We start from the raw sequence: 10530 nt of genomic DNA on the forward strand, positions 1-10530 counted from the left end.
TTTATGCAAAATCCTTGCTCATAAAAATGGGCTTTAATATCCATAAGGAGAAAAGATGAAACATTATGAGGTTTTATTTATCTTAAAACCAACACTTACTGAAGAGGAAGTGAATGCGAAGTTGGAATTCGTTAAAGAAGTCCTAACCAAAAATAGTGCAGAAATTGAAACTGTTGTTCCAATGGGTACTAGAAAATTAGCGTATAAAATCAAAAAATACGAAAGAGGAACTTATTTTGTGATTTATTTCAAAGCTCCTACAAACTTGATCGCTGAGCTTGAAAGGGTGTTAAGAATCACTGAAGAAGTAATAAGATTTTTAATCGTAAAATATGAAAATAAAAAAGAAATTGCAGCTTGGGAAAAACTGAGCCACGGGATTAAGCAATCTAAAAAAGAAATTAAACCTTTAGATGCTCCTGAAATTCAATAAGGAAAAAGATGTTTAACAAAGTTGTTTTGGTTGGAAATCTTACACGTGATATAGAAATGCGTTATGCACAAAGCGGTAGTGCTATTGGAGCTTCCGCTATAGCAGTAACAAGAAGATTTACCGCAAATGGAGAAAAAAGAGAAGAAACTTGCTTTATTGATATAAGCTTTTATGGTCGCACCGCAGAAGTTGCAAACCAATACCTTACAAAAGGTTCAAAAGTACTCATAGAAGGACGTTTGAGATTTGAACAATGGAGTGATCAAAATGGACAAAATCGCTCTAAACATAGCATTCAAGTTGAAAATATGGAAATGCTTGGCAATTCCAATGCTCCACAACAAGGCGGAAATTTTGGCAATAATAGCTTTTCAAACAACAATTATAGTGGAAACTATGAAAATCAAAGCTATGATCCTTATATGAGTGAAAATCAAAATTTTAATAAAGCAAAAGCAAACCCTGCTCCACAAAGAAACCAAAACCCACAACACGAAGAAAAATTAAAAGAAATTGATATCGATGCTTATGATAGCGATGATACTAATTTACCATTTTAAAGGATAAACTATGGCAGAAAAAAGAAAATACTCTCGCAAATATTGCAAATACACTGAAGCAAAAGTTGAATTTATTGATTATAAAGATACAGCAATGTTAAAACATGCTTTATCTGAAAGATTTAAAATCATGCCACGCCGTTTAACAGGCACAAGCAAAAAATACCAAGAAATGGTAGAAGTTGCAATCAAACGCGCAAGACATGTAGCCCTTATCCCTTATATAGTGGATAGAAAAGAAGTAATCAATAATCCTTTTGAAGGACTATAATCTTTTAAAGCAAACTTGTAAAAAGTTTGCTTTCTTATACATTTATTCTCAAAATAAAGTTAAACCAAAGTATATTCTAAAACATCACTGAAAGTATCAACAGCAATGATTTCCATATTGTCTCTAACCTCACTAGGAATATCTTTTAAATCTCTTTCGTAATTTTTTCTTGGAATTAAAGCTGTTTTTATATCTGCTTTATAAGCTGCAATTAATTTTTCTTTTAATCCGCCTATTGGTAAAACTTTTCCTTTTAAATCTATTTCACCCGTCATTGCAACATCTGCTTTAACCTTTTTATCACTAAAAATAGAAGCAATAGCTGTGCTTATCGTAATACCTGCACTTGGGCCATCTTTTGGAGTAGCTCCATCTGGCACATGTATATGAATATTATAACTATCATAAACATTAACTTTAGGATCAATAATTATTTTTTTAGGTATTTTTATTTTTCCTTCATCGATTAAAACTTTTATCATGCTAAAAGCAATTCTAGCTGATTCTTTCATTACATCACCCAAACTTCCTGTGAGCGTTAATTCTCCTTTACCTTTAATTTTTACAGCCTCTACTTTTAAAACATCTCCACCTACGCTTGTCCAAGCCAAACCATTGACCTGACCTACTTGATTTTCTCCATTATTTTTTTCTATTTCAAAAACTTTTTTATCTAAAAATTCATTCAAATTTTTTGTATTAATAATGACTTTTTTAATATTTTCTAAAAGTAGTTTTTTAGCACTCTTACGACACAACTCTGCCACTTTGCGACGCAAATTTCTAACTCCTGATTCACGAGTATAATCGCTAATGATTAGCTCTATAGTTTCATCATCAATAAATAATTCATTGGATTTTAAGCCATGTTTTTTAAGCTCATCTGGAATTAAATATTTTTTCATTATATGAAATTTTTCACTTGGAGTATAAGAGCTAAGTTCTATAAATTCCATTCTATCTCTTAAAGGTGCAGGAATATTGCTAATATCATTTGCCGTTGCTATAAAAATGACTTTACTTAAATCAATATTAAAATTTAAATAATAATCCCTAAATTTAGAATTTTGCTCTGGATCTAAAATTTCTAAAAGCACCGCACTTGGATCGCCTCTAAAACTGCGATTTAATTTATCAATTTCATCCAATACAATTACAGGATTAATTTGTTTTGCCTCTATGAGTCCTTGAGTAATACGTCCAGGCATAGCGCCTATGTAAGTTCTACGATGACCACGCAGCTCATTAACATCTTCAAGTCCACCTAAGGCTATACGAATAAGCTCTCTTTTTAAAGCTTTTGAAACAGAATTTGCCAGTGAAGTTTTACCCACGCCAGGAGGCCCATAAAGACAAAGTATAACTTTAGCACCATCTTTTTCTGCTATTTTTCTTTTTTCTAAAAGCTCCCTAACTGCAAAATATTCTTCTATGCGTTCTTTTGGTTTATTTAATGCATAATGATCATGGTTGAGCTGTTTTGAAACTTCCTTAATATCAAGTTTTTTCTTAGAAATTTTTTCAAAAGGAACATCTAATGCTGTTTCTATGTAAGTTTGAATCATCGATGCTTCGGAATTATCTTGATGAATGCGTTCGAATTTTTCAATTTGTTTTTTGATTTCTTTATAAGCGTCTTCGTGCATAAATTTCTTCTTTAACTCCAGACGCTTTTGATACTCTCTAACCTCATCTTCTTTTTGCGTATCAGAACCAAGCTCTTTTTGAATTTGTCTTAATTGTTCTTTTAAAAAATATTCTTTATTTACCTTATCAATACGAGAATGTACTTTATTTTTAATTTCTTTTTGAATTTTATTAGCTTCTATTTCTTGAGCAATTAAATCTATTAATTTTACTAATTTTTGCTCAAGATCTGTTAAAACAAAAAACTCATAAGCAACTTGTTTTTTAATACGCACAGTATTTAAAATCAAATCGCAAATCCTAGATGCATCAAAACCTTCTTCAATTGTTCTTAAAAGATCTGGAGAAAAATAATGACTAATATTTGCCAAATTTTTTACTTTCTCTTTTAAAACTTCAAGAAGTGCTTCTTTTTTAGTTCCTTCTAAAAAGTCTTCTTTTATAAGTTCTATCTTGGCTTCTAAAGGTTTATTAGAAATTTGCTCTATAATTTTACCCTTGGCATATCCTTGAAAAAGTATTTTCACTCTTCCATCAGGCAAAGGAACTTTTCGCATGATAGTCCCAATCACTCCGCAATTATAAATTTCATCAAAATTTCTTCCATTTTCCAACTTTGAAGGTGCAACAAAAAGCATGCTATCATTTTTAATCGCAAGATCTAAAGCTTTCATATTGGATGAATCGTTAATAAAAATAGGAGTTATCATAAAAGGATATAAAAATAATTCATCTTCAACCAATACTGGTAAATTTGCTGGATAATTTTGTATCTCTTCAATCTGCATTTATTTTCCTTGTTTATTAAAATCTTTCAAATATACTTCTATACCAAGGAAGCTCAGGTTTGATAATACTTTGCTGATAAAATTCACTTTCTTGAAGTCTTTGTTTATAAATTTGTGCACTTTCATCATGCCCTATGCGCTGGTATAGATTTTCTATAGTACTATTAAGATAAAAAACCGCTAAATTAAATTTTGTAAGCATTGTTTGAACCAAAGGTTCATATTCTGTATAAGGATAATCTTTCAAAAAAGTATCTATTTCCTTTTGGCTTTCAAGCATTAAAGCCTGATTACGATTTGGCACTGCAAATGCATCAAATTTTGCTTTAATTTTAAGATAACGAATATAATCAGCATTGCGCGAATTTCCAAATTTTTTATTATATTCATCTAAATAAAATTCAGCTAACTTATATTCCTCTTCATCCATATGAGCTTGTGCTAAAATAATTAAAGTAGTTTCCAATAAAGGATCGGCAACGTGCTCACTTGCCATACCATTATAATGATCATCAGCTTTTTCCAAATCCTTGTCCTGTAAATCTTTAATAATTTGTTTATACCACTCACTAGCACTAAGATTGTATAAACCTTCATCATTTTTCGTACTACACGCATTAAAAAAAACACTTAAAAAAACCAATAAAAAAATACCTTTTTTCATACTTCACCTTGATTTATATTCTCAAAAATATATATTTTAACGATTTTATAATTATGTTCTTCTAAAATTATAATAAAATTAATTAAATAATTTAAAATTTTGGAATGATTATTGCTTATTTTATGTTAAAATATTAAACATTATAACTTGAGGAGAAAACATGACCCTAGCTGTTAAATGCCCTATCTTAGGTTTTGAAGAAACCAAAAATATGGAATTTTCAACTATCGATGAAGTATTTGTAAGACTTAAAAGTCTTGATGGTAAAGACTTTTCTTTTGTTTTAATTAATCCTTATTTGATTAGACCTGATTATGAATTTGATATACCAACTTATTATCAAGAGCTTCTTTCTTTAACACCTGAATCTAATATGAAAATTTTTAATATAGTAGCCATAGCAAAAAGCATTGAAGAATCGACAGTGAATTTTCTAGCTCCAGTAGTCATTAATCTTGATAATAATACCATGGTACAAGTGATACTAGATACAGTTAATTATCCCGACTTTTTTCAAGCTGATCAAATTGCTAATTATATTAAAAAATAATGCTCTATATACTTGCAAATGGATCTATGGCAACAGCCTTAGCCTATGGGTTAAAAGATGATTATGAAATTTGTATAGTAGGAAGAAGTATAGAAAAACTTCAAGCCCTCGCCAAAGAAGGCTTTAAAACCTTACTTTACAAAGATTTTAACATAGAAGGTAAAGATGTTATTTTAGCATTTAAACCTTATGCTTTAGAAAATATTGCTCAAATGCTAAAAGGACAAGCACGTATCTTAATCTCTGTTTTAGCCAATGTTGATTTTGAAAAACTACAAACCATCAAAGCTCAAAATTATGTTAGAATAATACCCAATACAGCAGCTAAATACAAGGCTTCAACCACACCATATATACTTAAAAACTCTCATTTTGAAAATGAAATTTTAGACATTTTAAAAACTTTTGGCTCGGCTTATAAATTAGATAATGAAATACAAATGAATGCAGCTATGGCGATTAGCGGCTGCGCTCCTGCTTTTTTAGCACTTATAGCAGAAAGCATTGCTAATGCTGGAGTTTATGAAGGTTTGTCAAAAGAACTTAGTCTCAATCTTACGCGCTCTTTATTTAAAAGCTCTAGTGCTTTACTAGAACATGAGCATCCAGCTATTATCAAAGAAAATATTTGCTCCCCTGGAGGAGTTACAATAAAAGGCATAAAAATACTCGAACAAAAAGGAATTCGCGGAAGTTTTTTTGAAGCCATAAATGCTAGCAGCGCTAAATGAAAAAGGCTTTCATACTTATAGAAAGCATTAGTGCTATAACGATCATATCTTTAATTTTCATTGGCATTTTTTATTACTATATTCAACTTTACAAAAACTATGAAAATTTAAATATTTTTGAAAGACTCTATAAACTTCAAGAAGAATTATATGAAAAGCCTATTTTTAAAACCATCATACTTCAAACTTCAGCCTTAAAACCTATAGTTTTACAAGAACAGTTTGTTAATGATGGTATATTTCAATTTCAAAAATTATACTTTCAAGATCAAAATTATAGCGTTTATTTTAAAGAATGAGCAAAGCTTTTACACTTTTTGAACTTATAATATCACTAATACTTTTTACTTTTATAACTAGCTTACTTTCAAAACCTTTAATGGATTTTTATCATTTAAATTTTACTGCTTTACATACAAACAATCTTATCACTCAAGCACATTTAAACTTGCTTAAAATAGAAAAATTAATACAAAATTGTATTAATATTACATTTTCACAAAATACATTAAAATGTCTTTTAAAAGATGAGTTAATTAGCCTAAAAGATAATAAACTTTATCTTATTAATTCTGCTCTTATTTTAGAAAATAATCATACACTTTATTCACCTCATTCTGATTTTAAAACACAACTCCAAAATAGAAAAGATTTATATAACGACAATGAACATATTAGCTATGCTTATAAAATTAATAAGATTGAAAAAATATCTATCTTGGAAAATGGTATATCTGCAAATTTTACAGGTAGTTTTATTCCTTTGCAAGCTCAATTAGTTATCAAATTGCAAAATGAAGAACTTATATATGAAATAAAGCCAAAATTTAATGAACAATTAAACCAACAAGGATTAATTTCTAAAAACATAAGCTCATTTAACCTGCAAAACAATAAATTAAAAATTTGCCTAAAAAGACAAACAAAACATTGCCTTGAAAAAAGAATTTTACTGTGAAAAAAGCTTATGTTTTAATTTGGACAATTTTTTTAATACTACTAATAAGTCTATGGATGAGCTTGACCTTAAACATATCCAGCTATACTCCAAAAATAATCCAAGATAGTTATTACTACCTTCAAGCTCAAATTTTAAGTCACAATGCAACGCAATTTTCTAAATATTTTTTATATCAAGCAAAGCAAGAAAATAAAGAATGTTTAGACAATATATATTTTAATTACACAAAAGCTTTGATTAAAATAAAATATTTTTATCCTATTGCACAATGTGTTAATTTTAAATTTTCCAACTTCAATCCCGATGCAAATTTAAGCAAAGATGGTGTTATTATAGCCCACATTAGTATTGCTTTAAATCGTGATAAAAACGTCAATGATGAAATTTTACTCACAAAAAGCATTATTATTTATCCCAAAGAAAATTTTTGGAATTTAAAAAATTAAACCAAAGTCTTAGCGAGCTTAACACAGTCTAAAAGACTTTGATTTTCGCATATATAAAGATTTTTAAAATTTAAAAGCTTCTTTGCTGTGCTTTGCCCTATAACTACAACCTTATCTTCTTCTTTTAAGCTATAAAATTTTAAAAAATTTTCTACACTTAAAGGAGAGGTGAATATAAAAATAGCAGGATAGATAAGCTTTTTGTCGCCTTTTTTAAAAACATTTTCATAAACTATCATTTCATCTAAATCCACACCTACATTTTTAAGATCCAAATTTAAAGTTGAAACAATATTTTTAGCCCTTAAATACAAACATTTTTGCATTTTTAACTCCTCTTTAAATTCAAGAAAAAGATCTTTTCCATAAGCCTTTGATGGAATTTTAATCTTTTTAAAACCTAAATTTTTAGCGTATTGAGCTGTACTTTGTCCCACAGCGTATAAATTGAGTTTGAAATTTAAAGTGATTTTTGCATGTTGTAAAGCTTTTAAAGCATTTTTTGAAGTGCAGATTAAAGCATCATACAAACTCAAATCCACACTAAAATCATAAAAAACAATCTCATTTAAAATAAGATTTTCCACCCCTTCAAAAGGAGTTTCATTTAAGAGATAAATTTTCATAGATTTTACGCTTTAGCTCTTTAGCTGCCAAAAAAGCATCTTTAGCATCCATGATCGCCCTAACCACAGCCACACCGCTTAAATTTATACCCTTTAACTCAACAAGTGCTTCTTTGTCAATCCCACCTATGGCTACAACCCCTATAGGGCTTTTATCACAAATTTGACTTAAAAGCTCAAGGCTTAAAAGCGAACTTTCTTTAGTAGGCGTTGCCTTAATAGCTCCACAACCTAGATAATTTACTCCTTGTATAAACTCAAGTTGTTCTAACTTTTTAAGACTTAAGCCTATGATTTTTTCATCTCCTAAAAGCTTTCTAGCTAATTTTGCTTCTAAATCTTCCTGTCCTAAATGCACCCCATCAGCATCTAAGGCTAAAGCTATATCTACCCTATCGTTAATCAAAAAAGGTATTTTATAAGACTTGCAAAGTTTTTGCACCTTTAAGCCTAGTTTATAAAATTCTCTTGCATTAAGCTCTTTTTCACGAAGTTGTATGATACTTACTCCGCCTTTTATAGCATTTTCTAAAGTATTTAAAAAACACTCCTCGCTTTTATTTCCCTTAGTAGCAACCAAATAAAGGCTAAGATCTAATTTATTTTTCATCTAGAAACTTGAAAAAATGATTTGTAGGACCACAACCTTTTCCAAGATTAAGTGAATAATAAATCGCATTTCTTACATAATCTTTAGCTTCACTAACAGCGTGAAATAAATCCTTGCCTTTAGCTAAATTACTAGCAATAGCCGAAGAAAGCGTACAACCTGTACCGTGAGTATTTTTAGTTTCTATGCGTTCGCCTTTTAAAATATAAATTTCTTTTCCATCATAAAGCACATCATTGGCATTTGCTTCACTATGTCCGCCTTTAAGTAAAACTGCCTTAACCCCCAAGCTGCATAAATGCTTAGCTGCTTTTATCATCTGCTCTTCATTAGCGATCTTAAAACCACATAAAAACTCTGCTTCAGGAATATTAGGAGTAAGAATGTCTGCAAATTTTATTATAGTTTGTTTGAAAAAATCACAATTTTCTTGCGGCATTAAAGCATAGCCATTTTTGGCAAACATTACAGGATCAATAACTACATTTTGAGGTTTAAACTCGCTTAAATTTTTAGCTACACAGCTCATTAATTCACAAGAACCTATCATTCCGATTTTAGTTGCCTTTGGCACTATATCTTCAAACACGGCAAGCATTTGTTCATCCACGCTTTGAGTAGGTATATCGTGTACAGAAATCACCCTTGCGGTATTTTCAGCTACCACACTTAAAACCACACTCATACCAAAAAGATTGTGTGCACTAAAGGTTTTAAGATCGGCTTGTATCCCTGCTCCACCACTACAATCACTCCCTGCTATAGTTAAAACAGGTATAAGTTCACTTCCTTTTGCTTTCATAAATCTTCCTTTAAAATTTTGATCCATTCTTCACCCTTAGGGCTTAATTTTTGTCCTTTAAAACTCTGTTTTGCAAAAGCTACAATCAAAGCATGAAAAATTTGATAAAGTTCGTAAAGTTCGCATTTTTTTCCTAAAATTTTATACAAATTTTCTTGCTCACTCTCTATGTCACTTTGAAAAAATTCTCTTAATTCTTCATAATTTTCAAACTCATAACCTAAGTAAAAAGCCAAACGCAAACTATAATTATCTACAACCAAAATCTCTCTTTTGCAAAGATAGTTTAAAATACTATCAACGCTTTCAAAACCTAAACCTTTGATATTTAAAAGCCATTCTCTGCTTGCATTTGTTTTAAAATTTTCTAAATTTTCATAAGTGTTTATGATACTTTCTACCAAACCTTTTAAACGCTTAGTTTTGGTATTATAAAATCCGCTAGGCTTAATTAAAGTTGCAAGTTCTAAATTGGATAAAGTATTGATTTGTTCTAAGCTTGCAATATTTTCTTTTTTTAAATTTTCTAAAGCTTTTAAGACATTTTTCCAATTTGTATTTTGAGTTAAAACGACAGAAATTAAAAGCTCAAATTCACTCAATCCTTGATTTTCAAGCCAATCAAAATCATGATAATTTAAATCCAAATTTAAAAGCTTGGTAAAAATTTGTGCTCCAGTCATTTAAAATTCTCCTTAAAAGCTAAATAAAATTGCTTTGCGGTACGACCACTTCTACTTGCTCTTAGAGTAGCAAATTCTTTAGCTTTAACGTGCAAAAGCTCTTTATCACAAGAATAATCTTTAAAATAAAAATCTATCATCTTTAAATACTCTTCTAAATTTCCCTGATAAAAACTTAACCACAAACCAAATCTATCACTCAAACTTAATCTTTCTTCAGCAGCATCGCTTAAATGAAGTTCTGTATGTGTGATTTGCGTATCAAGATTATCAGTAATGCTTTCACTTAATAAATGCCTACGATTTGAACTCGCATAAATAATTACATTATTTGGGGCTTTTTCTATGCTTCCCTCAAGTAAAGGTTTTAAAAATTTATAACTATCATCTCCCTTTTCAAAAGAAAAATCATCACAAAAAAGTATGAATTTAAAATTTTCTAATCTGATTTCATCGATGATATCTGCTAAGGCAAATAAATCTTCTTTATTTAATTCGACAAGTCTTAAGCCCTGTTCTTTAAATTCATTAAATATAGCTTTAATTAAACTTGATTTTCCAGTGCCCTTAGATCCCCATAAAAGTGCGTGATTTGCTCCCTTATCTTGAATGAAATTTAAAGTATTTTCATAAAGTGCTTTTTTTTGACTTTCCATACCTACTAAATCTTTTAAAGCAATAGGATCGATTTCAAAAATAGGCTTTAAATAATCTTTTCTTGCTCTATAAATTGCTGCATAAGTTTTATTCCAATCCAT

15 protein-coding genes are annotated in these 10530 nt (G+C 29.5%); 8 read left to right on the forward strand and 7 right to left on the reverse strand.

Annotation, left to right across the window (positions count from 1 at the left end; translation table 11 throughout):
* Positions 1-55 precede the first annotated feature (55 nt).
* From rpsF to rpsR, 3 genes are read left to right on the forward strand one after another with little or no spacing between them, the layout of a single operon-like run.
* On the forward strand, positions 56-433 hold the full coding sequence (rpsF, locus tag FBF06_RS06240; RefSeq protein WP_002853062.1) for a 30S ribosomal protein S6: 378 nt from the start codon (positions 56-58) through the stop codon (positions 431-433).
* Positions 434-441: 8 nt separating this feature from the next.
* Positions 442-993: a single-stranded DNA-binding protein gene (locus FBF06_RS06245; protein ID WP_002853013.1), complete on the forward strand. Its 552-nt coding sequence runs from the start codon at positions 442-444 to the stop codon at positions 991-993.
* Between the two features lie 10 nt (positions 994-1003).
* Positions 1004-1264 carry a 30S ribosomal protein S18 gene (rpsR, locus tag FBF06_RS06250; RefSeq protein WP_002853032.1) on the forward strand — a complete coding sequence of 87 codons (261 nt, stop codon included), beginning with the start codon at positions 1004-1006 and terminating at the stop codon, positions 1262-1264.
* Between the two features lie 59 nt (positions 1265-1323).
* On the opposite strand, the gene lon is transcribed toward rpsR, so the two are convergent.
* Both lon and FBF06_RS06260 read right to left on the reverse strand, forming a co-directional pair.
* The gene (gene lon, locus FBF06_RS06255; RefSeq protein ID WP_002853487.1) at positions 1324-3699 is read right to left on the reverse strand and encodes an endopeptidase La; all 2376 of its coding nucleotides are present in this window, start codon (positions 3697-3699) and stop codon (positions 1324-1326) included.
* A 16-nt stretch (positions 3700-3715) separates the two neighbouring features.
* Entirely contained in the window at positions 3716-4363 is a 648-nt protein-coding gene (locus tag FBF06_RS06260) for an outer membrane protein assembly factor BamD (RefSeq protein ID WP_002877748.1), read from the reverse strand.
* A 160-nt stretch (positions 4364-4523) separates the two neighbouring features.
* Here FBF06_RS06260 and fliW point away from each other — a divergent pair, with 160 nt between their 5' ends.
* The 5 genes from fliW to FBF06_RS06285 are packed head-to-tail and all read left to right on the forward strand — an operon-like array spanning position 4524 to position 7051.
* The gene (gene fliW / locus FBF06_RS06265; RefSeq protein ID WP_002852982.1) at positions 4524-4913 is read left to right on the forward strand and encodes a flagellar assembly protein FliW; all 390 of its coding nucleotides are present in this window, start codon (positions 4524-4526) and stop codon (positions 4911-4913) included.
* The gene (locus FBF06_RS06270; protein ID WP_002859150.1) at positions 4913-5644 is read left to right on the forward strand and encodes a pyrroline-5-carboxylate reductase; all 732 of its coding nucleotides are present in this window, start codon (positions 4913-4915) and stop codon (positions 5642-5644) included. The genes fliW and FBF06_RS06270 overlap by 1 nt, the downstream gene beginning before the upstream one ends.
* Positions 5641-5943, forward strand: coding sequence for a type II secretion system protein (locus FBF06_RS06275; RefSeq protein ID WP_002853046.1), 303 nt, complete (start codon positions 5641-5643; stop codon positions 5941-5943). Before FBF06_RS06270 ends, FBF06_RS06275 begins: the two co-directional genes overlap by 4 nt.
* Entirely contained in the window at positions 5940-6602 is a 663-nt protein-coding gene (locus FBF06_RS06280; protein ID WP_002858296.1) for a hypothetical protein, read from the forward strand. The genes FBF06_RS06275 and FBF06_RS06280 overlap by 4 nt, the downstream gene beginning before the upstream one ends.
* On the forward strand, positions 6599-7051 hold the full coding sequence (locus tag FBF06_RS06285) for a hypothetical protein (protein ID WP_002859148.1): 453 nt from the start codon (positions 6599-6601) through the stop codon (positions 7049-7051). Before FBF06_RS06280 ends, FBF06_RS06285 begins: the two co-directional genes overlap by 4 nt.
* Here FBF06_RS06285 and FBF06_RS06290 read toward each other — a convergent pair.
* Genes FBF06_RS06290 through FBF06_RS06310 form a run of 5 tightly spaced genes read right to left on the reverse strand, consistent with a single transcriptional unit; the run spans position 7048 to position 10530 of the window.
* Entirely contained in the window at positions 7048-7677 is a 630-nt protein-coding gene (locus FBF06_RS06290) for a uroporphyrinogen-III synthase (protein WP_002859147.1), read from the reverse strand. The two genes, FBF06_RS06285 and FBF06_RS06290, sit on opposite strands and share 4 nt — an antisense overlap.
* On the reverse strand, positions 7655-8287 hold the full coding sequence (thiE, locus tag FBF06_RS06295) for a thiamine phosphate synthase (protein ID WP_002852670.1): 633 nt from the start codon (positions 8285-8287) through the stop codon (positions 7655-7657). Before thiE ends, FBF06_RS06290 begins: the two co-directional genes overlap by 23 nt.
* Complete coding sequence (gene thiD / locus FBF06_RS06300) at positions 8277-9089, reverse strand: bifunctional hydroxymethylpyrimidine kinase/phosphomethylpyrimidine kinase (protein WP_002871792.1); 813 nt, start codon at positions 9087-9089, stop codon at positions 8277-8279. Before thiD ends, thiE begins: the two co-directional genes overlap by 11 nt.
* Positions 9086-9772: an endonuclease III domain-containing protein gene (locus FBF06_RS06305; protein WP_002852847.1), complete on the reverse strand. Its 687-nt coding sequence runs from the start codon at positions 9770-9772 to the stop codon at positions 9086-9088. Before FBF06_RS06305 ends, thiD begins: the two co-directional genes overlap by 4 nt.
* A complete protein-coding gene (locus FBF06_RS06310) occupies positions 9769-10530 on the reverse strand; it encodes an ATP-binding protein (RefSeq protein WP_002871793.1) in 762 nt (253 codons plus the stop codon). Before FBF06_RS06310 ends, FBF06_RS06305 begins: the two co-directional genes overlap by 4 nt.

It is taken from the genome of Campylobacter sp. CFSAN093227 (genome assembly GCF_012897855.1).
GTDB classification, from domain to species: Bacteria; Campylobacterota; Campylobacteria; order Campylobacterales; family Campylobacteraceae; genus Campylobacter_D; species Campylobacter_D jejuni.

What these genes read in the sequence shown, in the direction of transcription:
- rpsF (WP_002853062.1), top strand. Translation starts at nt 56, where the DNA reads ATGAAACATTATGAGGTTTTATTTATCTTAAAACCAACACTTACTGAA.
- FBF06_RS06245 (WP_002853013.1), top strand. Translation starts at nt 442, where the DNA reads ATGTTTAACAAAGTTGTTTTGGTTGGAAATCTTACACGTGATATAGAA.
- rpsR (WP_002853032.1), top strand. Translation starts at nt 1,004, where the DNA reads ATGGCAGAAAAAAGAAAATACTCTCGCAAATATTGCAAATACACTGAA.
- lon (WP_002853487.1), bottom strand. Translation starts at nt 3,699, where the DNA reads ATGCAGATTGAAGAGATACAAAATTATCCAGCAAATTTACCAGTATTG.
- FBF06_RS06260 (WP_002877748.1), bottom strand. Translation starts at nt 4,363, where the DNA reads ATGAAAAAAGGTATTTTTTTATTGGTTTTTTTAAGTGTTTTTTTTAAT.
- fliW (WP_002852982.1), top strand. Translation starts at nt 4,524, where the DNA reads ATGACCCTAGCTGTTAAATGCCCTATCTTAGGTTTTGAAGAAACCAAA.
- FBF06_RS06270 (WP_002859150.1), top strand. Translation starts at nt 4,913, where the DNA reads ATGCTCTATATACTTGCAAATGGATCTATGGCAACAGCCTTAGCCTAT.
- FBF06_RS06275 (WP_002853046.1), top strand. Translation starts at nt 5,641, where the DNA reads ATGAAAAAGGCTTTCATACTTATAGAAAGCATTAGTGCTATAACGATC.
- FBF06_RS06280 (WP_002858296.1), top strand. Translation starts at nt 5,940, where the DNA reads ATGAGCAAAGCTTTTACACTTTTTGAACTTATAATATCACTAATACTT.
- FBF06_RS06290 (WP_002859147.1), bottom strand. Translation starts at nt 7,677, where the DNA reads ATGAAAATTTATCTCTTAAATGAAACTCCTTTTGAAGGGGTGGAAAAT.
- thiE (WP_002852670.1), bottom strand. Translation starts at nt 8,287, where the DNA reads ATGAAAAATAAATTAGATCTTAGCCTTTATTTGGTTGCTACTAAGGGA.
- thiD (WP_002871792.1), bottom strand. Translation starts at nt 9,089, where the DNA reads ATGAAAGCAAAAGGAAGTGAACTTATACCTGTTTTAACTATAGCAGGG.
- FBF06_RS06305 (WP_002852847.1), bottom strand. Translation starts at nt 9,772, where the DNA reads ATGACTGGAGCACAAATTTTTACCAAGCTTTTAAATTTGGATTTAAAT.
- FBF06_RS06310 (WP_002871793.1), bottom strand. Translation starts at nt 10,530, where the DNA reads ATGGATTGGAATAAAACTTATGCAGCAATTTATAGAGCAAGAAAAGAT.